General features: G+C 33.7%; 21 protein-coding genes. 12 read left to right on the top strand and 9 right to left on the bottom strand.

Annotated features, from left to right (window positions below):
* Position 1: 1 nt before the first annotated feature.
* The 4 genes from FF52_RS19725 to FF52_RS19710 all read right to left on the bottom strand — a co-directional run bounded on the left by FF52_RS19725 (position 2) and on the right by FF52_RS19710 (position 6,858).
* Positions 2-1,450 carry a RagB/SusD family nutrient uptake outer membrane protein gene (locus FF52_RS19725; protein ID WP_008468341.1) on the bottom strand — a complete coding sequence of 483 codons (1,449 nt, stop codon included), beginning with the start codon at positions 1,448-1,450 and terminating at the stop codon, positions 2-4.
* 10 nt (positions 1,451-1,460) lie between these two features.
* Positions 1,461-4,784, bottom strand: coding sequence for a SusC/RagA family TonB-linked outer membrane protein (locus FF52_RS19720; protein WP_008468340.1), 3,324 nt, complete (start codon positions 4,782-4,784; stop codon positions 1,461-1,463).
* Positions 4,785-4,957: 173 nt separating this feature from the next.
* On the bottom strand, positions 4,958-6,106 hold the full coding sequence (locus FF52_RS19715) for a FecR family protein (protein ID WP_008468338.1): 1,149 nt from the start codon (positions 6,104-6,106) through the stop codon (positions 4,958-4,960).
* A 158-nt stretch (positions 6,107-6,264) separates the two neighbouring features.
* Positions 6,265-6,858, bottom strand: a complete 594-nt coding sequence (locus FF52_RS19710) for an RNA polymerase sigma factor (protein ID WP_008468337.1) — start codon at positions 6,856-6,858, stop codon at positions 6,265-6,267.
* Positions 6,859-7,305: 447 nt separating this feature from the next.
* On the opposite strand from FF52_RS19710, the gene FF52_RS19705 reads away from it, so the two are divergent.
* The gene (locus tag FF52_RS19705; RefSeq protein WP_008468336.1) at positions 7,306-7,707 is read left to right on the top strand and encodes a DUF4345 domain-containing protein; all 402 of its coding nucleotides are present in this window, start codon (positions 7,306-7,308) and stop codon (positions 7,705-7,707) included.
* 50 nt (positions 7,708-7,757) lie between these two features.
* Here FF52_RS19705 and FF52_RS19700 read toward each other — a convergent pair whose 3' ends face one another.
* A complete protein-coding gene (locus tag FF52_RS19700; protein ID WP_008468335.1) occupies positions 7,758-8,333 on the bottom strand; it encodes a Crp/Fnr family transcriptional regulator in 576 nt (191 codons plus the stop codon).
* 165 nt (positions 8,334-8,498) lie between these two features.
* Between FF52_RS19700 and FF52_RS19695 the strand changes: the two genes are divergently transcribed.
* A complete protein-coding gene (locus tag FF52_RS19695; RefSeq protein WP_008468333.1) occupies positions 8,499-9,908 on the top strand; it encodes a PLP-dependent aminotransferase family protein in 1,410 nt (469 codons plus the stop codon).
* An 89-nt stretch (positions 9,909-9,997) separates the two neighbouring features.
* Here the strand turns inward: FF52_RS19695 and FF52_RS19690 are convergent, their stop codons facing one another.
* Positions 9,998-10,261, bottom strand: a complete 264-nt coding sequence (locus tag FF52_RS19690; protein WP_008468331.1) for a DUF2024 family protein — start codon at positions 10,259-10,261, stop codon at positions 9,998-10,000.
* A gap of 159 nt (positions 10,262-10,420) precedes the next feature.
* On the opposite strand from FF52_RS19690, the gene FF52_RS19685 reads away from it, so the two are divergent.
* Both FF52_RS19685 and FF52_RS19680 read left to right on the top strand, forming a co-directional pair.
* A complete protein-coding gene (locus tag FF52_RS19685) occupies positions 10,421-11,152 on the top strand; it encodes a YggS family pyridoxal phosphate-dependent enzyme (RefSeq protein WP_008468330.1) in 732 nt (243 codons plus the stop codon).
* Between the two features lie 29 nt (positions 11,153-11,181).
* A complete protein-coding gene (locus tag FF52_RS19680) occupies positions 11,182-11,895 on the top strand; it encodes an AAA family ATPase (protein WP_008468329.1) in 714 nt (237 codons plus the stop codon).
* Positions 11,896-12,236: 341 nt separating this feature from the next.
* Here FF52_RS19680 and FF52_RS19675 read toward each other — a convergent pair whose 3' ends face one another.
* Entirely contained in the window at positions 12,237-13,679 is a 1,443-nt protein-coding gene (locus FF52_RS19675) for a glycosyltransferase (RefSeq protein ID WP_008468328.1), read from the bottom strand.
* A 252-nt stretch (positions 13,680-13,931) separates the two neighbouring features.
* Between FF52_RS19675 and FF52_RS23980 the strand changes: the two genes are divergently transcribed.
* The 3 genes from FF52_RS23980 (at position 13,932) to FF52_RS19665 (ending at position 18,689) form a co-directional block, all read left to right on the top strand.
* A complete protein-coding gene (locus FF52_RS23980) occupies positions 13,932-14,060 on the top strand; it encodes a hypothetical protein (RefSeq protein ID WP_262486388.1) in 129 nt (42 codons plus the stop codon).
* A gap of 150 nt (positions 14,061-14,210) precedes the next feature.
* A complete protein-coding gene (locus FF52_RS19670; protein WP_008468327.1) occupies positions 14,211-14,657 on the top strand; it encodes a response regulator in 447 nt (148 codons plus the stop codon).
* A gap of 12 nt (positions 14,658-14,669) precedes the next feature.
* Positions 14,670-18,689: a PAS domain S-box protein gene (locus FF52_RS19665; protein WP_008468326.1), complete on the top strand. Its 4,020-nt coding sequence runs from the start codon at positions 14,670-14,672 to the stop codon at positions 18,687-18,689.
* Between the two features lie 117 nt (positions 18,690-18,806).
* Here the strand turns inward: FF52_RS19665 and FF52_RS19660 are convergent, their stop codons facing one another.
* Both FF52_RS19660 and FF52_RS23225 read right to left on the bottom strand, forming a co-directional pair.
* A complete protein-coding gene (locus tag FF52_RS19660; protein ID WP_008468325.1) occupies positions 18,807-19,223 on the bottom strand; it encodes a lipocalin family protein in 417 nt (138 codons plus the stop codon).
* 113 nt (positions 19,224-19,336) lie between these two features.
* Positions 19,337-20,278, bottom strand: coding sequence for a hypothetical protein (locus FF52_RS23225; protein WP_008468323.1), 942 nt, complete (start codon positions 20,276-20,278; stop codon positions 19,337-19,339).
* A gap of 378 nt (positions 20,279-20,656) precedes the next feature.
* On the opposite strand from FF52_RS23225, the gene FF52_RS19650 reads away from it, so the two are divergent.
* The 5 genes from FF52_RS19650 (at position 20,657) to yidD (ending at position 23,962) form a co-directional block, all read left to right on the top strand.
* Positions 20,657-20,848 carry a hypothetical protein gene (locus FF52_RS19650; RefSeq protein WP_008468321.1) on the top strand — a complete coding sequence of 64 codons (192 nt, stop codon included), beginning with the start codon at positions 20,657-20,659 and terminating at the stop codon, positions 20,846-20,848.
* A 55-nt stretch (positions 20,849-20,903) separates the two neighbouring features.
* Positions 20,904-22,616: a tetratricopeptide repeat-containing sensor histidine kinase gene (locus FF52_RS19645; protein ID WP_008468318.1), complete on the top strand. Its 1,713-nt coding sequence runs from the start codon at positions 20,904-20,906 to the stop codon at positions 22,614-22,616.
* A 6-nt stretch (positions 22,617-22,622) separates the two neighbouring features.
* The gene (locus FF52_RS19640) at positions 22,623-23,291 is read left to right on the top strand and encodes a response regulator transcription factor (RefSeq protein WP_008468317.1); all 669 of its coding nucleotides are present in this window, start codon (positions 22,623-22,625) and stop codon (positions 23,289-23,291) included.
* A gap of 153 nt (positions 23,292-23,444) precedes the next feature.
* Positions 23,445-23,678, top strand: a complete 234-nt coding sequence (locus FF52_RS19635; protein ID WP_008468316.1) for a hypothetical protein — start codon at positions 23,445-23,447, stop codon at positions 23,676-23,678.
* A complete protein-coding gene (gene yidD / locus FF52_RS19630) occupies positions 23,675-23,962 on the top strand; it encodes a membrane protein insertion efficiency factor YidD (protein ID WP_008468315.1) in 288 nt (95 codons plus the stop codon). The genes FF52_RS19635 and yidD overlap by 4 nt, the downstream gene beginning before the upstream one ends.
* Positions 23,963-23,971 lie beyond the last annotated feature (9 nt).

Raw genomic sequence — 23,971 nt, 5'->3', positions numbered from 1 at the left:
TTTAGTTTTGAAAATTAATTTCACTGTCTGGCAATGGCACCACGTACTTAACCGCATTCATGGTAACATTTCCTGAAGATGCATTACCATTTGGAATTGCAGTAGAATTGATTCTTTTGTAATAGAAGAACAATTGCCCTTCGCCAATAAATTCTTTTCTATACTCTTTTGTAATTTCTGTAGCTAACACTGCAGTAGCTGCTAAATTGGTCAAACCTCTATTAAATCGAAGCGTGTTTAAAAAAGCAATACCATCTGCTGGAACTGGCGCTGTTTCTGCTGCAATAAGATACAGTTCTGAAAGTTTAAACATCGGAATCTGAAAACGGAAAAGTTTCGTTTTGTCTGTTACGTCTTCATATTTAAAAAATGTCTTCTGGGTTTTTCCTCCCGAAATTGGAATTTTCCAGCTTGGCAAACTTCTGTAATCATTATCATTAGATTCAAAAACGGCATTAATTCTACTTAACATTGGAGCATAAATATTAAAATCATCTAAGCTAGAATCAAAAAGTGCTTTTTGCTCGATATACAAAGTCTGATCGCTAAGAGCAAAGAAGTTTTCTGAAGAAAAAATACGATCTGGATTAGAAGTATTAGTAGCTTCTAAGAATGGAGTCCAAGTAATAACAGGCTGTCCTTTTACGAAATTTATAACTTCAGTTGCTACAGCATAAGCTCCCGTTTTATCTCCAGCGTATAACAAAACTCTTGCTTTTAAACATTTTACCGCCAATATATTCATTCTTTGTCCGCGATTTACAGAATAATACGGATTAGAATCAAATTCAGTAGAACCAATATATCTTCCTGTAGTCAATATGGGATCTTTTGCTAAAAGTACAATTGCAGCATCTAAATCGGCTATGATTTTGGCAATAACATCTTGAGCTGGCAAAAGCGGTTTATTTACAGTTACGGCAGCATCATAATAAGGTATTGATGGATCTGCCGGCGCTACTTTGTAAATTGGCCCATACATTCTTAACATGTCAAAATGTATCATTGCACGAATGGCGATTGCTTCTCCTTTTAAAATAGCTGCTTTTTCGGCTGAAATAACTTCAGGATGTTCATCAATACTCTCTAAAAATTTATTTGCAGACAAAACGGTTGTAAATGCACTTTGCCAAATTCCAGCAAAAGTATTTTTAGAAAGCGTTTCTTCATACGAATACGTCGATATTTTGTTTTTAACATGTGATCCAGACATATTATACTGCTGCCCTAAAATCTCCACTGCATCCATAGTTAACTGTCTGCCGTAAAGATTGTTTGTCGCAAGCTGAAGATAAAGTCCGTTATGTACATTCTGCACACCTGCTTCCGAGCTGTAAGCCTGATCTTCTAAAATTTTATCTTGTGGTGCAACATCCAAAAAATCACTGCAGCTTACCACAGTAAAAGATGTAAGCAAAAGGAAGGTAATTTTATATAAATACTTGTTCATAATCTCTTTATTAAAATGATAAATTAAGACTCAAAGAATATATTCTTGAGAAAGGATAATCAATACCACGTTCTGCTTTAATTGTTGAAACTCTGAAGAATTCGTTTGCCAAAGCATTAAATCCTAATGCGGTCAGACCCGCTCTTTTTAACCAAGCTCTATCTGTAACACGGTAGCCTAAACGAATAGATTCTCCAGAGATATAATCGTCTTTTTGTATAAAACGTGATGAAATTGGCGTATTATTGGTTAAGCCAATTGCTTTAAATTGTGCCATTTGACCCGGAGTTGTCCAACGGTCTGTGAAAGCTCGCACATCTTGATTATCAAAAATATTGTCTCTTGATATATTTTCTACTTTGTTGTACAAGGCAGAGTTAAATCTTTCTGCCCCAAAGCTGTAACGTACAAACAATCCGAAACTAAATCCTTTGTAATTTAAGTTTGTTGAAACCACTCCTGTAGCCGTTTCTCTAGAATTTCCCATTACAACTTCATCTTTTTTATCTAAATCAAAAGTGGTCTGGCCATTTTTCTTTAAGAAAACTTCTCTACCTGTTGCAGGATCAATTCCTAATGAAGGCACAGCCCAAAGATCATTGCTGCTTGCTCCATCATAATATCTCGTTAAGCTGGTTGTTTTTTGCGCTTCAGAGTTTAGAGAAGATAATGCATTACCAAAACCTCCTAATTCATTGTCTCCAGTAGTTCCCATTAATCCAATTCCCCAAACAAAATTTCGGCTTAAATCGTAGATGAAATTGTAGTTCATTTTTAACTCCAAGCCTTGTGTAGTTAAATATCCCACATTTAAGGGATAACCATTAAGTCCTGTTGAAGCGGCAAGATCAATAGCTACAATCTGAGGAGACGTTTTACGTTTGTACGCACCCAAAGTCATCGTTAATCTGTTTCTAAACATAGCCAGATCCAATCCTAAAGACAAATCTTTGGTTCTTTGCGCCTCTAAATTTGGGTTTGCAATTTGAGAAACCCCCAATCCTGCCCCAAAAACGTTTGTATTTGCATTATAAGCATATACATCATAAGAAGCAAAACCAACCAAATTCTGGTTTCCGGTCTGACCAATATTGGCGCGTATTTTAAAAATATTGACAATATCTTGGTTCATTTTAAACTCATTGTTCAAATTCCATCCAAAACCAATCCCCCAATAGGGCGAGTATTTTTTGTTTGTTCCGAAGTTTGTTGCTCCAGAAATGGTCTGAGTAAAATCGAATAAAAATCTGCGGTCATAAGCGTAGTTAATCTGATTGGTTAAATCGACACTTCTTATCAATTCGGTAAAAACAATTGGTTTTCCATTTGGTTCATATCCAAAAGCAAACGAAGGATTTCCGCCAACGCCAAGAGGAAACCCTCTTAAAGTTGTTGTGTACGAGTTGTTTTTTGTTTCTAAAGCCTGAGCTCGTATGGTATAGTTGAAAGAGTGGACACTTTTAAAAACATTAGAATAAGTTGCGCCAAGATTTGCATTCCACTTATCTGTAATAGCTTCGTAACTGCTGTACGATCCTTTTTCTGTTGAAATATTATTTACAAAGCGCGTATCGTCTGGAGAAACAAAAACCGTATTGTGGCTATCTAATCTCGAAACAGACAAAGCTCCAGTTGCTTTAATATGCGGAGTTATATCGTAATTGATCGCAAAGTTATTGGTAAAATCAAAATTTTTTCCTTTATCAAAACTTCCTAAAAATACATTGTAAAGCGGATTTGCAGGATGGTTTACAATAGTTTGCAAACTCGTTAAAGGTAATGAACTTCCGTCCATATAACGTGTTATGATTCCGTTCTCGTTATATTTTGGATAATATGGACTTGCTTTTGCCCAAATTTCAAATGAACCATATGGAGATTCCTGATTCGTTCCTCCAGATACAAAAAACTGGTTGTTAAGACTTAATTTGTTTTTTCTGTAAGTTAAAGTCGTGTTGTAGCCCCAAGTATCATGCTCAGAACCTTTCATTGTTCCAGTAAGCGTTTTGTAATTTCCAGCAATATTAAATCTAAATTCATCAGAACCTCCGCCAAAATTCAAACTGTGGCCAGAAGTAATCCCCATCTGAATTGGCTCGTTTAACCAATACGTATTTACACCACTACGCACTGCTGCAAGACGTCTGTTATATTCTTTATCCCAAGTTAATGGCGTTGTTTCAGTAGTTCCATCCTTAACAATAAATGCTCCAGAAAGTCTTTCAAACTCCAGTTTTTGCTCGGCATTCATTAAATGATAAACACTTAAATCTGCTAATTCGTAAGATGAATTATACACATAATTAAACTGCAATTTTCCAGGTATTGGTTTGTTTGTTTCAATAACCACAACACCATTTGCAGAACGAGAACCGTACAATGCAGTCGAAGCCGCATCTTTTAATAAAGTGATGCTCGCAATTCTATTAATATCTAAATCGACAACCTGCTGTAATGTGGTTGGAAATCCGTCCAAAATAAATAGAGGCTGATTCGGATCGTCTCTAAACTGACTATCAACCTGATTTGCTGTTAAACTCGTCTGCCCTCTCACCTCTATAGTTGGCAAAATATTTGGGTTTGAACCCGCAATATTATTATTTACAACAATAAAAGACGGATCTAATGATTTTAAAGCCTGAACCGCATTTTGCGTAGACACCTGTCTTAATTCCTCACCTTTAAAAATAGTTACAGCACCAGTTATCAATTCTTTTTTACGAACAGTAACCCCTGTATTTACAACAACTCCTTCAAGCTCTTTTCGTTCTTCCTGAAGTTTTACATTGATTATTTTTCTGTTATTAACTTCAATAACTTGCGCACGATGTCCGATATAGGTAAAGAGAATTTGTCCATCATCTGGAGCTGTAATGGTATATTTACCATCAAAATCGGTTTGGGTAGCAACACCTGTGCCTTTTACTTTGATATTTACTCCTGGAATAGGCTCTCCCTTATCATTGGTAACAGTTCCTTTAATTTCAATAAATTTGGATTCTGGAGCTACAACTTTTTCGGTTGCTTTTTTCTCTTTTACAATAATTGTATTTCCAGCAGAAAAACTAAAATCAAAATCCTTATTGGAAAAACTGGCTTCCAATAAATCATTCACTTTAATTTTTCCCTTTTTTAAATGTACTTTAGGTAATTTTTTAAATAAATCTTCCTGATAAATAAAAGTATAGTTGGTCTGTTTTTTAATAATGTCAAAAACTTCGTCAACAGATACTGTTTTATCAGCTGTAATTACAACTTTCGTGTTTTGTGAAAATAGATTTACGGGAGAAAAACCAAAAATTGTAGTACAAAACAAGAAGATAAAAGTTCTCATAATGTTAATAATTAGCCGCTTTCTAAAATAGAAATAGGCACTGGTTAATTTAAATTTCATAAATTTACATGTTAATTGGTGGTTGGTTAATAAAACTGACTTACTGGTTGATACACAGAAAGGGATAAAGCGCAGTACGGTGAGAGGTCTAAACTTTAATCCCTTTTCTTTTTTTATTTGATTATAATTTTATTGTCTTTCTTTTCATAGGCATTAATAAAATTGATATTCTTGATCGTGGTTAATATGTCTTCTAATTTCTGATTCTTATTTAAAACCCCATTAAACTTAACATTGCCAAGCGCTGGATCTGCAAATACAATATCAACATCGTACCATCTTGACAATACTCTTGCAATATCTTTTAAAGGCATTCCCTTGAATACAAATAAGCCTTTTCTCCAAGAAATTTCATTGTAAACATCGACTTCAGAAACACTGATATTTCCGTTATACTCCGTTATTTTAGACTGCTGGCTTGGAGTCAGAATTTGCTTTTTAGCGGCATTGCTCACAGCAACAACTCCTTGTACCAAAGTGGTATAAATGGCAGGTTCGTCTCTGTATGCCTTAATATTAAATTCAGTTCCAATAACCTCAACATTCTGTTCTTGAGTTTTAACTTTAAATCTTGAACCCTTATGTTTGGTACTTGGCGAAACTTCAAAATATGCTTCTCCATAAACCAATTCAACTTGTCTGGTCTGGCCGTCAACAAAAGCAACTGGGTATTTTAATTGCGATTCAGAATTCAGCCAGACTTTAGTACTGTCTGCCAGCTGCACAAAAAATTGCCCGCCTCTTGGAATCGTTAAAAGGTTATTGGCAATTGCGGCAGATTTTCCGTTGGAATTGTAAATTAACTTTTCTCCATTACTAGAAGCATTTCCTTTGGTGTATGATTTTCCTTTTTCTAATGCAATTACAGAACCGTCTTCTAGAGTTAGAGTGGCTTTATCGCTTCCAATTAAAATTTCTTTGTGCGCCACTTGCGGTGTTTCAATCCTAAGCGGATTTGTTTTATTTATTATTAATGAAATTGAAATCAGCAATAATAATGATGCCGCCATGGCAATCAATTTGAAAGATGTTTTGGTATAAAATGGCTGAATTGATATGATTTTAGATTCTTCAGATTGAATGGCGTTTTGAAGACGCGTTCTCATTTTAAGTTCGAGTTCTTCCTTAGAGCCCAAAGTTTCGTCCCAATCCTTATCGGTTTGGAAACTTTCGTAATAATTCAATAATTTATTATTCTCCTCGAGATTGGTATCACCGGAAAGATATCTATTTAATAACAGTAAGAAATCCTCTTTTTTCATTTTTTATTGTATTATTTCGGGAGTATATGAGATAAGTAACCAAAAAGGAATATACCCCCTAGTCCAAATTGTTTTTTTTTGATTTTTTTTTGAAAAAGAATTAAAAAGAAGAAAAAACCACACATCATCACCCCAACCACTGCATTTTTTTATTTCCGCTAAAAGATATTTTTTGAGAGCCACAAAATCATCGCCATACTCATGCTTTCGCCCATCGAAGTGCGAATGGTATGCAATGCTTTTGTAATGTGGTTTTCGACTGTTTTTGTAGAAATATTAAGCCGTTCGGCAATTTCTTTATGACTCAGCTGTTCTTCACGGCTTAGTTTATAAACTGCCTTGCATTTTTCTGGAAGCGATTTGATTATTAAATTCAGCTGTTGCACCAATTCGTCGTGCATTAACTGTGTTTCTGGAGTTGTAGACAAGAAACGTTTTTCTAAATCATCAAAAAGTTCTACATGAACTTTGTCTTTATTTTTTCTCAGATGATTAAAAACCTGATATCTCGCGCAGGCGTACATATATCCTTTTAGCGAAATATGAATTTCGATTTTTTCGCGATTGTGCCAGATATTCATAAAAATATCCTGAATAATATCTTCGCACAATTCTTTGTCTTTAATGACATTATACGCTGACATAAAAAGTGCCTGCCAAAATGTATTATACAATTCTGTCAATGCCGATTCATCGCCGCCGCGAAGACGATCGATTAAAATCTGATCCTGATTTAAGATAGAATTTGGCAATGATGGAAGTTTATGGAGATTGAATAATTCGCAACAAACTTAATAAATTCCGTTAATAATCCTAATTTGTTCTTAGTCTCAGAGAATTGCGTTTCTGATAAATCTTAATTTTAACAGCAGATTTAGTTTAAAGAAATTCTAATTTCACCAACAAAATCAGCTTGTTTTTTAAACATAAATAAAATTCACAATTAAAATAAAATGAATTTTCTAAAATCTCCAAAACAACTTCTTTTTACGTTAAAATTGTATTTTTATTAAATTTCAAAAAAAGACGTAGCCAATTTCTTTAAATCTAAAATTGAGTTTTTCAGGCTTCCTTTTTTTAACTCAAAATTTCTTAAATAAAAAATTGCTCTCCTTATTTTCTTATCTTAAGTCAAGGTCTTAACTTTTTCATAGCCATTACTTTTGAGAATTATTAACCTAAAACTCAAAATACATTTTATGAAATCATCAATCTATCTTAAAATTTTACTTTTTATTGTCGGACTTATTGGTTTTTCGATTGGGATCGCGCTTTTATTTTTTCCGATAACTTTTGAAGCTTCAGCAGGTATTTATCTTAACGAAAATGATTTTAGTCTGTTGAGCGAAATCCGTTCTTCGGGCGGAACGCTGATTGCATTTGGAATTGTAATTGTTACGGGAGCATTCAAATCTTCATTTACAAAAATTTCTCTGCAAACAGCAATTTTACTGTATTTCGCTTACGGATTTTCTCGCTTATATGCTACAATTGTTGATGGAGTTCCAAGTCCAACAATTCTAAATGCGGCGATATCCGAAATTGCAATCGGAATTATTTGCACTGGATTTTATTTTAAATATAAAAACGAACTCGGGTAAAACAGATTCGCGATAGCTACTTGTAATAAGTTTTAGCTATAAAAACAAACTCATTTCTGAACTATCCTTTTTCTAATTCTGCTCAATGATTCGGGCGTAATACTTAAGTAACTGGCAATATGAACGAGCGGTATTCGATTTAAAAAATTAGGATTCGATTTCATGAATATCAGATAACGTTCTTCTGGATTGTAATTGTTTAGCAAAGCAATATAACGTTCTGCTTTTCGATAATCTGAAACCATGATCAACGAAGTTATATGCTCCAATATTGGGCTTTTTAACTGCATTTCTAATTCTTTTTCTCGACTGCCACTCACTAAAATGGTGTCTTCAAGACATTGGATGTTAAATTCAGAAGGTTTTCCATCTAAGTAGCTGGAATAAATCACTAAAGGCATTTCTTCTATAAAAAAACCCGAGGTTTTTTCGACTCCATCAATCATTTTGAATTGTCTTAAACAGCCTTTTAAAACCAAATAACATTTATCGCTAATCTGGCCTTCTGTAACTACAAAATCGCCTTTTTTAAAAAATTCGATTGTTGTGTTTTCAATAATTAGATCAATATCTGAAGGCTTAAACCTATTGAATTGTCCTAAAAATTTCCGAAGCAGATCGTTCATTGTTATGGTTTTAAATTTTCATTTTTAAAAATAACAAAAGCTATTTAAAGTACTGAATTTGAGGCTTATTTTTTTCGCCACTATACTATTAAAAATACTCTAATGATAATTATTGTATTTTTGGACTAGCAAAATATATTTATTTACCAAACAAAAACAGTCCAGATGCTTCGACCGTGGCCATTAGAAATTCAGCTTGATAAAAAATCAGATAAAGCCATTTACCTGCAAATTGCCGATGCTGTAATAGATGCCATAAAAACTGGAAAATTGGTAAGCGGCAATGCATTACCAGGAAGCAGACAGCTCGCCGAATTATTGAAAGTAAACCGAAACACAGTTGTAGAAGCTTTAGATGTTTTAATTGCCGAAGGCTGGCTCGTGACAATCGACCGAAAGGGAACTTTTGTAACACAGTCACTTCCACAGATCAATCATGCAGAAAACAAAAAAGATCTGAAAATTAAAACAGAGGAATCTAAAAGTTTTTTAGTTTTTGATGACGGACTTCCCGATAGCCGCCTTGCACCAATGAATGATCTGGCAAGAGCATATCGCGAATTGTTTAGTCGAAAATCGCGTTGGCAGATTATGGGTTACAGCAGCGAATTGGGAAATTTGGAATTTAGAAAATCGATTGCTCAAATGCTGAATTTTAAACGTGGTATGAGTATTTCTTACGATCAAATCTGCATTACGCGGGGAAGCCAGATGGCGATGTATCTTGCCTCGCATTGCATTTTAAAATCAGGCGATTTTGTTTTGGTCGAAAATCCGGGGTACAAACCTGCTTGGGAAGCTTTTGAAAATGCAGGCGCAACATTACTTCCCGTAAATGTAAACTCAGACGGATTGGATATCGATCAAGTAGAAAAATATCTTGAAAAACATTCAGGCATAAAAGCAATTTACGTTACACCTCATCATCAATTTCCGACCACGGTAACGCTTTCTTTAAAAAAGAGATTGAAACTGATTGAACTTTCTAATCAATATAATTTTACAATTATTGAAGACGATTACGATAATGAATTTCATTTTGGACAGCGCCCAATACTTCCGATTTCCAGTTATTCGGTTTTGAAAAACTATATTTACATTGGCACTTTCAGCAAAATTGTTGCTCCTGCGCTTCGTATTGGATATCTGGCGAGTTCTCATGAAAACATTCAGAAAATCGGAAACCATAGAAAAATAATAGATGTTCAGGGCGATAATATTATGGAAGAGGCGATTTTGAACCTCATCAATGAAGGGAAAATAAAGCGTCATCTCAAAAAAGCCAATTTGGTTTACAAAAACAAAAGAGATTATTTTGAAAGTCTGCTAAATCAATATCTGAAAGATAAAATCACCTTTACAAAACCTGAAGGCGGACTTGCATTTTGGATTGTTCCAAAAGAAGAAATTAATGTTCTTGAAGTTTTTGAAAAGCTAAAATCGCAAGGCATTCAGATTATGAGCCCAAACCGATTTAGTTTTGATGAGACTATCAAAGGTTTTCGTCTAGGATATGCTTCACTCTCAGAAAAACAAATGGAGGAAGGAATAAGCGTACTTTCAAAATTGCTATAAAAAGCCCTTTGACTTCGCTCAGGGTGACATGAAGATTGTCTGGCTGAGCGGAGTCGAAGACTTTCTAGTTATCAGTCTTGCAAATTAATTTAATTGCAATTCTCCATTTCAATAATAGAAAACCCATTTGCCCGAATCTGATTTTCAACTTCAATCGGCGCTTTATCAATGTGACAGAAACGGCATTCTTTAGAAGATAAAGTCTGTCCTTCTTGCGCTACACTTTTTAGATATTTTTTACCGTATTCATATACCTGTTCTGCATCATTAACATTTTCATCTACCAAAATATCAAAGTGCATAATTTTTCCGTCTTTGCGGGTTACATAAGTATCCCAAACTGCTATTTTCATTTTTTTATTTTTAAGGTTATAAGCTACTAAGTCGCTAAGGGACTAAGTTTTATAATGCAAATTTACGTTCCATTTAAAAGTTGAAAATCATCCAGTTTTTTCATTTTTTGAAATATACTGGTCCAGCAGAATTTTGCTGTTTAGGCATAGTTTTGCAATATGGAAAGCGAAATTATTTTTAATTTAACTAAAGTGCGCCAGCGTATCGAAAATGCCTGCAAAATTGCCGGCAGAAACACTGCTGATGTTCAGCTTTTATTGGCAACTAAAACGGTTCCAGCAGAAAAAATACGTATTGCAATTGAAGCTGGCGAAACTTTAATGGGAGAAAACAAAATGCAAGAATTGAGAGACAAAAATGATGTTTTGAAAAATCTTCCAGTTGAACGTCATTTTATTGGACATCTTCAAACCAATAAAATAAAAGATGTCTTGAAGTATGTGACTTGCATTCAATCTCTAGATCGAATTAATCTGGCTGATGAATTGCACAAACAACTTCAAAACCAAAACAGAAAATTAGATGTTTTTGTGCAAGTCAATACTTCCTACGAAGAAAGCAAATTTGGTCTAGCTCCAGAAGAGGTTTTGTCTTTCATCAAAAAAATAAAAACTTACGACACATTAAATATAAAAGGTCTCATGACTATTGGTTTGCTTGATGTTGAAAAAGAAAAAATGATTCCGTCTCTAAGACTTTTAAGAACTATTCGCGATGAAATTTATTCGGAAGGAATTGACGATTTGCAAAATCTGAAACTTTCTATGGGAATGTCTCAGGATTTGGAACTTGCTATCGCGGAAGGTTCGAATATGGTTCGAATTGGCACTTCGATATTCGGAAACCGCTTTTTAGGAAAAGAAATCTGGAACGAAAACATTGCAGAATAAAACTTAATTTTGTAGCAAATAATAAGCAGATGAACCTGAATGATCTTACTGTAATTGATACTGAAAAAATTGCTTTAGACGATTTATTTTTTAGTGATGAAAACAAAGCTGCTTTGCTTCAGATTATCAAAGAGCATCAATATATCGAAGAACTAAAAAAGTACAATCTTAAAGTTGATAATAAAATTTTATTGCACGGAAGTTCTGGCTGTGGTAAAACGACAACAGCAAAAGCGATTGCCAATACGTTAGGCAAAAACATTATTATTGTAAACCTCAGCACTGTTGTCGATTCTAGAATTGGTGAAACTTCTAAAAATCTTAAAGCCATTTTTGATAAAGCCATTAGAGAAAGAGCGGTTTTATTTTTAGACGAATTTGACCAGATCGGAAAAAGCCGAGACAGCGATGATAAGGATGTAGGCGAAATGAGGCGTTTGGTCAATACCATTATTCAGCTTTTTGATTACTTCCCTTCTGATAGTTTATTGATTTGCGCTACCAATCATTATGAGATAATTGACAGTGCTTTATTGCGAAGATTTCAGCTTCGTCTGAAATATGAAATGCCGTCAGAAAAACAGTTGAATGTTTATTATGATAAAATTTTAAACAGTTTTCCAGAACATTTTCAAAACATGGAAAGACGTTATGCCATTTCGTATGCTGAGGCTTTAGATTATATTAATACTACTATGAAAAAGCAGATTATTGCTGCTTTGGATTCAAATAAAAACATATAAAATTCGACACAATTTCACGTTTAATTATTTGTTCCGTAGGAACATTTCATCGCTAGAATTGGATTGACATCATTGTTTTACGTTCCTTAGGAACGTTTGATTGTCATGCATTTTTTACCGACGAGACGTTCCTAGAGGAACGGGGTTCACTGGTTACCTTTTTTTACCGATCAAACGTTACTATGGAACGTGTAACCACAATCCACATTTTAATTCTACCGATGAAACGTTCCTAGCGGAACGTGGGTTGTTTTTTTTAAATCAAAAAACCCGCTGCAAATGCTCACAACGGGTAATTCTCTTGGGTGGAGTTTTATATATAGAATGAATAGTGTACTTATTTATAAGCCTCTTGTCAACCAGCCTTTTTTGTTGGCTGTTGCAATAGCATAAGGCCCGATCCAGAATAAACTGAAAGTGTAAAAAACACTATATGAATATGCCCAGAATGATTCTGAAAGCGTATATCTTTTTGCATAAAATACCATAGAAAATGTTGAAAACATTAAAATGGCTACCAATGTTGAACTTAAAAATAATACTGGGTGAACCGCAATAAAGTAAAACATAAATAATATAAAAGGATACGTCATTGCAATTTTAAAAAACTGGTTTAAGAATAGCATTCTCGCGCCAAATTTTGATCCTTTTCTAAAATCTGTAAAAACATATTTTGCCATCATTAGGTTTTCACGAACGTTGCTTCTTGCCCATCTTATGAACATTTTATACAGACCTTTGTATTCTTCAGGTACATTGGTCAATACAACGGCATTTCTTTGAAATTTAACTTCAAAACCTTGCTTCAAAATCATATTAGTCAAAGCACGGTCTTCTCCAATATCTGAAGGTTCGCCCATAAAAGTCTGATTGATCCATTCTGGGAGACAGTTGAAAACGGCATCTCTTCTATACGCTGCCAAAGCTCCCGGCGTACATAACACAGATCCCAACTCGCTTTCTGCAGAACGCTGAAATTCAAAACTCATTACGAAACTTACATTTAGCATTTTTGGCAAAATTGCTTTTTTGTTGTTCAAAACCTGAACGTTTCCTGCAACTGCACCGCATTTTTTGTTTACCACAAACGGACTCACCAAGTTTCTTAAAGTATCTTTTTTTACAATAGAATCGCTGTCTACGGTAACAAATATTTCTCCTGTTCCTAATTTAAATCCTCTGTATAATGCCTGACGTTTCCCTTGATTTTTTGGCTGCTGGAAAATTGTAACGCGATCTCCCAATTTTGCTTTTGCTTCTTGCATCCAGTACCAAGTATCATCTTTACTTCCATCATCAATTGCTAAAAGCTGTAGTTTTTCTGCTGGATAATCGCTGTCTGCAAGACTTAATAGAGTATCCCAAACTAATTTTCCTTCGTTATATGCCGGAACGATAATCGTACAGGTTGGCAATAAATCATCTGATACAGAAGGAATTGCTTTATATCTTAAATACAAGAAAGAGCTGTACAAGAAAACTCCTGCCTGATAGAAAAACAAAATGGTAGTGATTACTAAAAATGGCAATCCCCAAGTCGAAGCAATTCTTTCAAAATGAAATTGTTCAAAATCGTCTTGTAAAAGAAATACTGAAACTAATCCAGCAATTAATAATAAAAATGTTGCAACAAGAACCGCTAATCCAAAAGGGCTCGTTGGACGTTCTACATGCACTTTTGTTCTTTCGTTGGTTCTGAAAAAAGAACCATTTAATGTTTTTTCGCTGATTGCTGAACTGCCGTTCGCATAAAATTGTTCTGAGATAATTGTTTCGCTTTTCATGCTTATACTCCTTTTTTAATTTCCTTATTTGGCTTTTAGTAAAATCTTTTCTTTTCTCATTTATTGATGGCTCTTATTCGAGAAACAATAAAAAAACAAACTCATCAAAGATTTTGACATAAACACTTTTTACAAGTGACGTGCCAATACGATTTTAAACTGATAAAGAGCTATTTAGAAAAAGAAGTTCAAAAAAGAGTGTATAATTATTTCACACTTTTTGGATACGGTACACACTAAAATTGGAAAATTATGAATACAGAAAGTGAGATTTCAAAGGGTTTCTCAGCGATTTTGCTATTCGTATTTAGAAAGAAACGAAATCTCAAAACTATTTTTTCTCGCGAAAAATTAATAAGAATTAATAAAACGCCATTTTAAAAATAAAATTGTTTGAGAGAAAGAAAATAGATTCTAAAACAGCTTTTTTTAGGTCTTTGAAAAACATTCTTCATAAAAAATCAGGAAATCTTATCGAAAAAAGTTAAATTTATCCGAACAAACTTAACCCTAAATTAAGGAGACTACAAAATGAGTAAGGAGCATTACCATCTTTTACTGGCTGACGATGACGAAGACGACTGCCTTTTCTTTAAAGAAGCTCTCGATGAAATAGCTGTCAGCAATGATCTTTTAATGGTTCACGATGGCGTACAATTAATGGATTATTTAAAAAATAATATTGTAAATCTTCCAGAAGTTGTTTTTTTGGATCTTAATATGCCCCGAAAAAATGGCTTGGAATGTTTGGATGAAATAAAAAATGACGAAAAACTAAAAAATCTGCCCATCATTATTTTCTCTACTTCACTGGATAGTGAAATAGTAAATAGACTATATCAACAAGGTGCTTCTTATTATATCAGGAAACCTGGAGAATTTTCTAAACTGAAATCTGTTATAAATAAAGCCCTTACCATTGCATGTGAAAACAATTTCACACAGCCTGAAAGAGCAAATTTCATACTGCAACCCTAACTCTCTTTGGAAATGAGCCATAAAAAAAAGGAACATTATTTCCTTTCCGAAGGAGGAGAAATGGGAGAATTAATTCGTTCCGCAAATTGGAGCCAAACTCCTTTGGGTAATCCCGAAAAATGGCCTCAGAGTCTTAAAACCATGACTGCGATGATGTTAGGCAATCCGTTTGGAATGTACATTGCTTGGGGGAAAAATTATACTCAATTATATAATGATGCTTTTCGTCCTATTCTTGGCGCTTCAAAACATCCGGATGCGTTGGGCGGAAGCTCTAAAGATACATTTGCCGAAATCTGGGACACCATTGGTCCTATGTTTGCCAATGTTATACAGGGACAAGCGGTAAGTTTTCCTGATTTTAAAGTTTCCCTTCATCGAAATGGCTATACAGAAGATTGTTATTTTGATTTTTCGTATAGTCCGATAAAAATAGAAGACGGTTCTATTGGCGGAATTTTGGTTACCGTTATCGAAACTACCGAAAAGAAAATTGTCGCAGATGCTTTACAGGAAAGCAATGCACGATTTGTCAATAATATTATGCAAGCTCCGGTGGCAATGTGCATTTTTAGAGGGAAAAATCACGTTGTTGAAATTGTCAACGAACAAATGCTGCAGCTTTGGGAAGCAAAAGAAGAAAATGTTATAAATAAGCCTATTTTTGAAGTTCTGCCAGGATTAAAAAAACAAGGCTTTGATGAAATTCTTCATAACGTTTTTACCACAGGAAAAAAAGTTACTACAGAAGAGTTTTTTGTCCAATTAAATCGAAACGGACAAACTGAAAATACGTATATCAATTTTGTTTACGAAGCTTTGCGTGAAAAAGACGGCACTATTTCTGGCGTTGCTGCAATTGCAACAGAAGTTACCGCTCAGGTTCTGGCACGTTCAAAAGTAGAAGAAAGCGAACAAAAGATAAGACAGCTGGTTGAAAATGCCCCTTTTCCGATTGCGGTTTATGTCGGAAAGGAAATGCGCATTGAATTGGCAAACGATTCCATAATTAAAATTTGGGGAAAAGGTCCCGATGTGATTGGAAAAACATACACCGAAATTCTACCAGAATTAAAGGATGAACCGATTTTTGAACAAGTAGAAATGGTATACAAAACAGGAATACCCTTTCATTCAAAAAATTCAAAAATTAATCTTATTGTAGACAACGTTCTAAAAACCTCTTATTTTGACTACAGCTTTACGCCACTTTATGATAACTACGGGAATGTATATGGCGTAATGAATACTGGGGTTGAAATAACTGATTTATATTTAGCCAAACAAAAAATCGAGGAAAGCGACAAGCGTTTCCGCGACACAGTAAGACAAGCTCCTGTTGGAATTACGATTCTTCGAGGATCAGAATATATTGTAGAAATGGCCAACGAGGCTTATCTAAAATTGGTAGACAAAGAAGAGCAAACTTTTGTTGGCAGACCATTGTACGATTCTCTTCCAGAAGTTAAAGAAACCGTAAGCGCTTTATTGGACAATGTTTTAAATACCGGAATTCCTTTTCATGGAATTGAAGTTCCTGTTCCTTTAAACCGATATGGAAAAATAGAAACTTCTTATTTTGATTTTCTTTACCACCCATTAAAAGAAGAAAACGGAAACATTTCTGGAATTTTAGTAACAGCTACTGAAGTCACTGAAAAAGTAGAAGCTAGAAAAAAAATTGAATTAAATGAGGAACGCCTCAAAATTGTAGTTGAAGCCAGCGAATTGGGTACATGGGAATTGAATGTTAAAACTAGAATCCCAACTTATTCTCAGAGATATCTTGAAATTCTTGGCGGTTATAAGGAAGAAGTGACATTAACCCACGAAGAATTATTGGCTCATCTTCATCCTGATGATTTACACATTAGAAATAAAGGCTTTAAGGAAGCTTTAAGTACAGGTTTCTTAAATTATGAAGTCCGTGTAATTTGGAAAGACCAATCAATACACTGGATTGAAGGAAAAGGAAAAGTTTTTTATGATGAAAACCATGATCCTGAAAAACTCATTGGAACGATTCGAGATATTACAGAAGAAAAAAAATACCAGCAGAAGATTGAAGAAAGCGAAAAGAAACTTCGCAATCTTATTATGCAGTCGCCCGTTCCAAAAGCCATTTTGCGAGGAAATGATTTTGTAATCGAAATGGCCAATTTTGTACTTTTGAATAATATCTGGAAAAAAGAAGAAACTGAAGTTCAAGGAAAAAAAATACTAGAAATATTTCCAGAGCTGAAAAAACAAAAATATGCTGATTTATTAAAGAAAGTTTACGAATCTGGAAATGTATATTCGGAATCAGAATCATTATTATTTTTTGAAAATGAAAAAAGCGGCAACCCATTTTATGTCGATTTTGAATTTGCACCGCTCCGCGAAAGTGATAATTCGATTTCTGGAATTAGAATGACGCTTATTGATGTCACGGAGAAAGTTGAAGCGAGAAAGAAAATCGAAGAAAGCGAGAAGAGATTCCGACTGCTTACCGAAAGTATTCCGCAATTAATCTGGGAAACCGATGCCGATGGAAATGCCCTTTTCACTTCGGGAAGATGGCTTGAATATACTGGCATTGAACCAGGAGTTGAAGGGTCATGGCAGAAAATGATTCATCCAGATGATTTTGATGAAAATATAAAAATTTGGCAGCATGCGCTAGCAACAGGAGAAATGTACCGCTGTGATGTAAGAATGCGAAGAAAAGATGGTTCGTACAGATGGCATACTGTTATTGGCGAACCAGTTTTTGGACCTGACAATAAAATTGTAAAATGGGTGGGAGCCTTTACCGATATTCATACCGAAAAAGCTTTTACGCACGAACTTGAACAGCAGGTTACGGCCAGAACAAGAGAATTAATCCAAATTAACGAGTCACTTCGAAAAAGTGAAGAACGTTACCATTTAATGGTTGAAGAAGTTCAAGAATATTCAATACTCTACTTGAATCCAAATGGCATTGTGGAGAATTGGAATGTTGGAGCTGAAAAGATTAAAGGCTACAAGGCAGAGGAAATTATCGGAAAATATTTTGCTGTTTTTTATACCAATGAAGATCAGAAGAATAAATTGCCCGAGAAACTTTTGGAGTTGGCTCGCGAAAAAGGAAAAGTAATTCATGAAGGCTGGCGTACGCGTAAAGACGGAAGTTTATTCTGGGCAAGCGTAGTTATTACAGCTGTGCATAATAAAAAAGGTGACGTTATCGGTTTTTCAAAAGTTACGCATGACTTAACCGAAAAGAAAAAAGCCGATGATAAATTAAAAATGAATGCACTTGAACTAGAGCAGAAAAATAATGAGCTGGAAGAAATGAACAAAGAACTCCAGTCGTTTGCTTATATCTCAAGTCATGATTTACAGGAACCGCTCAGAAAAATACAGACTTTTGCTTCTCAAATTATTGAAAAAGAAGCCGAACATTTAACAGAAAACGGAAAAGATAAATTCAAAAGAATGCAGAACGCAGCACAGCGAATGCAGACCTTAATTAATGATTTATTGGCTTATTCAAGAACAAATGCTCAAGAACGTATTTTCATAAAAACAGATCTTGCCCAAATTATAAATGAAGTAAAGGAAGATTTAACCGAAGAACTAGAGCAAAAAAGTGCCGTAATTGAAATTGAAGACAGCGTTGAAGTTAATATCATTCCGTTTCAGTTCAAGCAGTTGCTCTATAACCTCATCAGTAATTCATTAAAATTTTCAAATCCTGATATTCCAATTGTAATAAAAATTAAAAGCAAAATTGCATTAGGAAAAGATTTAGAAAATGAAAAACTGATTCCCGCTAAAAAATATTGTCACATTGAAGTTTCAGATAACGGTATTGGTTTTGAAGCTCAGTACAACAAAAAAATATTCGAAGTTTTCCAGCGCCTTCATGGTAGAGACCGATACAACGGAACTGGAATAGGATTAGCTATTGTAAAAAAAATTATTGAAAACCACAACGGAATCATTACCGCTTCGGGTATTCAAAATCAAGGAGCTTCTTTTGATATTTATATTCCTGTAGAATAAGATTTTCTAAATTCTAAATTCTAAATTCCAAATTCATATAAAAAAAAACGGAAACTGCAAGTAAGCGGTTTCCGTTTTTCCATTTCAAAGGAAATTGAAATTATCTCAAAACAAATTTTATCTAGTATAAACAGTAATTATACCTGTTGTTTTGTCTTTAATTTTTAACTCTTTGTTGGTAAGATTCATGATATCGCTAGTAGAACTTACATTTCCAACAGTAATAGTCAAATCATTATGAGATCTTACATAAGTACCAGTAGTTTCTGTTAAAGCACAATTACTTCCATCATAATCTCCAATAACTGCAGCATTACTTAATTTTAACTCTAAATAATCTCCAGGGCATCCACTTTGGTTTTGTGGAGCATCTACTAAAACTTCTTGACCGTTAACAATTGTTCCTGTTTTGCTTAGATTATACTTCCCTTGGATAGGAACTATTGTTTCTCCTTCATTATCGTCGTTACTACAAGAGGTTACGAACATTCCCGCGCTTAAGGCTAATACGAATAATATTTTTCTGCTTTTCATGATTTGTTTGTTTTTTATTAATTTAATTCAATAATGCTAAATTAAAAGTATATACTTACAAAAAATTTCATGATTCTGCGAATATTTTACATAAATCGCATTTTCGATAGATTTTACTTTTTCACATATTTATTCAAAATATATCTAGTTACAGGTCTTAAAGGACTATTATTCTCGGGATGTCTTCCATGTCCATTGAAGAAATCTATTCCGTTTGCCGTTTTGCCATACCAGACAATTGCTTCTCCATTTGTATTAAAAAATGGTGTTGTATCGCATACTTTTATTTTTTTTAAGTCAAAAACAGTTTTGTCAAAAGGTTCTACAACATTAAAACTTCCCAGACCATTTACTTCCAAATCACAGCTTACTTTTTCGTAGTGATCATTTGACCATTGCATGCATTGTTTTTGAAAGAAAGCAAAATAAATCATTATCGCCAATCCAGCAGAGAAAGCTGTAACTACTGCATATATTATCATCCTAGATTTTGTTGGTTTTCCTGTCGCAACAAAAGTTGCTATAGGGATTGGTGCTATTTCAGATTCTGAAGATGGAGTTTGCTCTACTTCTTCGATTTTTAGATTATCGTCGTCTTCTATTTTATCAATAAAAGTATTAAGCGACGTATCTTTCTTAGGTGGAGGCGAAGTATCTCTTAACTCATCTATTAATTTCTTTTCTTCTGCACTAAGTTGCTTTCTATATTCATTAAAAGGTCTTGGCTGAAGATCAACTAATATTGCCGCCAATTGAATAGTATCTTCTGCTGGATTTTCTGTTTTGCCCAAGAAAAACCTCTTAACAGCTTCTAATTTATTCAGTTCATCTTCTCCAAATAAGTTTTTCTTATTCCTATCAAATGGAAAATCAAAAAAAGATTTAAAGGCAATTAAGTCATCTTGATTATTATTTGTATCAAATCTTTTGACGCACAAATTTCTAAGATTTGCTGCTGTAGGAGAATTTAAGTTATTTGAATATTCTCCATTTTTTTCCTCTTCATACTTTGCTTTAATAGCATTTTTATAATCTTCAAAAGTAATGGTTTGCATAGGCATTTGAACTTTTTAAAACTTTTCTAAAGTGCTTTCCTCGACTTTTTATGACTTTCTGGAACTTATCCCGACTTTAAGAAAATATATTCGACTTTCCTGACTTTACGCTCCTTACAGCCCTAAACCCAACATAACTTTGCCTCAACAAAATTAGTTATCGCTTTGATCTGCAGGTCAAAAGCAAATGTACAAAACTAGTTCATGTACCAAGTGCGGAAAACCGTAAGATGGATTTTATCCGGGAAGTATAGATGAAAATCTTACTGTTCTACGCACTTCACTTCCCAAACAAAATTTGGTATTGCCATTTAAAAACCAACCTGAAAAAAGATTTCAGGCAGCAATACCCATGTTCAACTTTTAAATTTTAAAAAAATGAAAACTTTATATTTATGGGGAGCGTGCGCGCTGTTGTCAACTACATTATTTTCTTGTACTGCAGATGAACTAGAATCTTCAGAACAAAAGACTGAAATAAAAAAAGAAATGCCAACTGAAGGGCAAGCAAGTGAACCAGATGGTCCTGGAGATGAACCGATCAATGTTCCTCCGCCACCAAAAAAATGATAATCATCACTAGTTAGTAAGTTATTAATTACTATTTTCGGGGAAAGTAAGTTTTATGCTGCGTTCCCCGTTTTTTTATTTGCTTTTTATAACTTTGTTTCTTTCCTGCCGAAAAGAAACAAATAATCATTTATCAAAAAATAGCGTAACAAGTGATGAGGCTATAGCAATACGCGATAAAGCTCTTTTAAAGTTCCAAAATAAAGATTATAACAGCGCTTTCTATAATTTTAATAAATCAAAAATAGCATTTGAAAATCTTAAAGACAGCTCCAATATTGTCTACAATCTTATCCAAATGGCGGCTATTCAACAGATTAATGGCGACTATTACGGAAGCAAAGAAACTCTTACAGAAGCCTTACCATATATTAACCAAAAAGATGTTTATAGTGCGGCAATAAATAATTATTTCGGCATAGCAGATAAAGAACTCTCCATTTATGAAGATGCTGTCTATTACTATAAAGAAGCTTTAAAAGAATGCAAAGATTCTATTTGCAAAAAAGCTCCTTTAAACAATATTGCTGTTATATATATATTGCAAAATAAATATGATAAAGCAATTCTAATTTTAGAATCAATTTTATTCAAAGGGCAAATAACTGACAAGTTGTTTTTAAAAACCCAAGCCAGAATTCTAGACAATTTAGGATTTGCTTATTTTAAAAAAGGCATGTCTGAAAAGGGACTTTCACTCATGGAAGAAAGTCTTCAAATACGAAATAATTTAAATGATCGCTACGGAAGCATTGAGAGCAATTTACATCTGGCTGAGTTTTATGCTAAAACTAATTCTCAAAATTCGAATCAATTTGCACTAACTGCCTACAAAACTGCAACAGAATCTAATAGTATTGATGAACGTTTAAAAGCTTTATCTTATCTGATTTCTAATGATTCAAATCTAAAAAGCTCCTATTACGCAAAAAAATTCGTGTCTTTAAATGATAGCATAATCAAAATCAGAAACAATTTTAAAAACAAGTTCGCTAAAATTAAATACGATTCCAAAAAAGAAAAAGACGAAAATCAGAAACTTAAATTAGAGAAAGCTGAGAATTTGCTTGCGCTTCAGAAAGCTAAATATCAAAAGATATTTTTCATAATAGGCATTTCATCTCTTTTTCTACTATTGCTTTATTTGAGAAAGTTTTATCAGAATCGAAATCGAATTGAGAAAATAAAAACAGCATACAGTACAGAAACCCGAATTGCAAAAGACATTCATGACGGTCTGGCAAATGATGTTTTTCATGCTATTACTTACACGCAAACTCAGCCTTTAACCAACGAAAGCAATAAAGAAAACTTACTCCAGAAACTTGATGACATTTACTCACGCGTTCGTGGAATTTCTAGAGAAAACAATGATATAGATACGAGTTCAAATTTTCCGAACAATTTAAAAGCAATGCTTTCTACTTATAATAGCAGTCAGACTAACGTTATCATAAATGGTGTTGAAAAAATAAATTGGGATTCGGTTGATGATTTAAAAAAGATTGCCATTCAGCGAGTTTTACACGAATTAATGGTCAATATGAAAAAACATAGTGAAGCTCCTGTCGTGTCTATAAAGTTCAATACGGACTCAAATTCTCTGCTTATTGATTACAGTGACAACGGAAAAGGCTGCGAAAAATCAAAAATTATAAAAAATGGTCTTCAAAATATGGAAATCCGTATTCTGGCTGTAAAAGGAACTATTACTTTTGAAACTGAACCGAATAAAGGTTTTAAAGTAAAAATAACAATGCCTAAATAAGAGCCTATGTTTAAAAAAGTAATAATAGCCGAGGATTTTGAAGAATTCAATTTAGCCATCAAACAGACTTTGAATGATTTCAACATTGTCAATTTCCAACACGCTAAATATTGTGATGATGCTTTTCTTAAAATTAGAAAAGCGATTCAGGATAACGAACCATACGATTTATTAATTAGCGATCTTTCGTTTAAAAAAGACCATCGCGAAGTAAAAATCGGCAGCGGAGATGAACTGATTCAAAAAGTCCGCGAACTCCAGCCTGATATTAAAATCATCGCCTACTCTATTGAAGATAAAAGTGTTCGAATAAAATCGCTTTTTGAAGATTCTGAAATTAATGCCTTTGTGCTAAAAGGCAGAAATAGTATTGAAGAACTCAAAAAAGCGTTGACCATAATTTCGTCTTCTGATCAAAGATTTATTTCGCCGGAAGTTGCTTCAGCGCTTCAGGAAAAAGGCAATTATGAAATAGACGATGTAGATATTAAAATCTTAAAATATTTGTCTGCTGGAACTTCTCAGGATGAAATTATAGAAATCTTTAAAAGCAGCGATATAAAACCAAATAGCAAAAGCGCTATGGAAAAAAGATTGGCAAAACTAAAAGACTTTTTCAAAGCCAACAATACCATTCATCTGGTTTCGATTACAAAAGATATGGGGATAATTTAAATCTCTATTTATTACCCATTTAAGCTCCTTCGGGAGCTTTTTTTATTTTCAAGAATTATAATATCGGATTATGGATTTCCGTAAAATACTGGTTTTGATTGGTTTTACTTTTGGGTTGTAAATCAATTTAAAAATTAATTAAAATCAAAAATTATGGAATACAAAGTAGTGCCATTCGTGGCTTCAATCGATCCAAAAAAAGGAACTTCTAATCATGTTGCTGAACAACTTGAAAGTTTAATCAAAAATTACACAAGCCGAGGTTGGGAATATGTGCGCTTAGAAAGTGTATCCACATTTGTTCATCCTGATAATGGTTGTTTTGGATTCGGTGCAAAACCAGGCTACACAACAAATAGTCAAATGGTTGTTTTTCAGAAAAAATGAAATATTTAACCTTATTAATTATTCGATTGTATTGGATTTTAATTCCGCAGTCTAACAGAAGGAAATGCATTTTTAAAAAATCCTGCTCAAATTATGTTTTTGAAATAACTCAAAAAGAAGGATTTATGAAAGGTTTAAAAGCATTTCAATTTCGATATAAAAACTGCAGAGGAAATTTTTCCATTTTTAAGAATCCAATTAATGACCAAATCCAAATGATTCTTCCTTCTCAAATCATAATTGACCGAGAAGAAATAGCGGAAAGATTAATTAAACAAATCTAAATTATCTAT

Origin of the sequence: Flavobacterium sp. F52, from assembly GCF_000278705.1 — a bacterium.
GTDB lineage: Bacteria > Bacteroidota > Bacteroidia > Flavobacteriales > Flavobacteriaceae > Flavobacterium > Flavobacterium anhuiense.
This window is presented reverse-complemented; position numbering and strand designations above follow the sequence as displayed.

Excerpts from the sequence above, each read along its gene's own strand:
- FF52_RS19725 (WP_008468341.1), bottom strand. The coding sequence starts at position 1,450 with ATGAACAAGTATTTATATAAAATTACCTTCCTTTTGCTTACATCTTTT.
- FF52_RS19720 (WP_008468340.1), bottom strand. The coding sequence starts at position 4,784 with ATGAGAACTTTTATCTTCTTGTTTTGTACTACAATTTTTGGTTTTTCT.
- FF52_RS19715 (WP_008468338.1), bottom strand. The coding sequence starts at position 6,106 with ATGAAAAAAGAGGATTTCTTACTGTTATTAAATAGATATCTTTCCGGT.
- FF52_RS19705 (WP_008468336.1), top strand. The coding sequence starts at position 7,306 with ATGAAATCATCAATCTATCTTAAAATTTTACTTTTTATTGTCGGACTT.
- FF52_RS19700 (WP_008468335.1), bottom strand. The coding sequence starts at position 8,333 with ATGAACGATCTGCTTCGGAAATTTTTAGGACAATTCAATAGGTTTAAG.
- FF52_RS19695 (WP_008468333.1), top strand. The coding sequence starts at position 8,499 with ATGCTTCGACCGTGGCCATTAGAAATTCAGCTTGATAAAAAATCAGAT.
- FF52_RS19690 (WP_008468331.1), bottom strand. The coding sequence starts at position 10,261 with ATGAAAATAGCAGTTTGGGATACTTATGTAACCCGCAAAGACGGAAAA.
- FF52_RS19685 (WP_008468330.1), top strand. The coding sequence starts at position 10,421 with ATGGAAAGCGAAATTATTTTTAATTTAACTAAAGTGCGCCAGCGTATC.
- FF52_RS19680 (WP_008468329.1), top strand. The coding sequence starts at position 11,182 with ATGAACCTGAATGATCTTACTGTAATTGATACTGAAAAAATTGCTTTA.
- FF52_RS19675 (WP_008468328.1), bottom strand. The coding sequence starts at position 13,679 with ATGAAAAGCGAAACAATTATCTCAGAACAATTTTATGCGAACGGCAGT.
- FF52_RS23980 (WP_262486388.1), top strand. The coding sequence starts at position 13,932 with ATGAATACAGAAAGTGAGATTTCAAAGGGTTTCTCAGCGATTTTGCTA.
- FF52_RS19670 (WP_008468327.1), top strand. The coding sequence starts at position 14,211 with ATGAGTAAGGAGCATTACCATCTTTTACTGGCTGACGATGACGAAGAC.
- FF52_RS19665 (WP_008468326.1), top strand. The coding sequence starts at position 14,670 with ATGAGCCATAAAAAAAAGGAACATTATTTCCTTTCCGAAGGAGGAGAA.
- FF52_RS19660 (WP_008468325.1), bottom strand. The coding sequence starts at position 19,223 with ATGAAAAGCAGAAAAATATTATTCGTATTAGCCTTAAGCGCGGGAATG.
- FF52_RS23225 (WP_008468323.1), bottom strand. The coding sequence starts at position 20,278 with ATGCAAACCATTACTTTTGAAGATTATAAAAATGCTATTAAAGCAAAG.
- FF52_RS19650 (WP_008468321.1), top strand. The coding sequence starts at position 20,657 with ATGAAAACTTTATATTTATGGGGAGCGTGCGCGCTGTTGTCAACTACA.
- FF52_RS19645 (WP_008468318.1), top strand. The coding sequence starts at position 20,904 with ATGCTGCGTTCCCCGTTTTTTTATTTGCTTTTTATAACTTTGTTTCTT.
- FF52_RS19640 (WP_008468317.1), top strand. The coding sequence starts at position 22,623 with ATGTTTAAAAAAGTAATAATAGCCGAGGATTTTGAAGAATTCAATTTA.
- FF52_RS19635 (WP_008468316.1), top strand. The coding sequence starts at position 23,445 with ATGGAATACAAAGTAGTGCCATTCGTGGCTTCAATCGATCCAAAAAAA.
- yidD (WP_008468315.1), top strand. The coding sequence starts at position 23,675 with ATGAAATATTTAACCTTATTAATTATTCGATTGTATTGGATTTTAATT.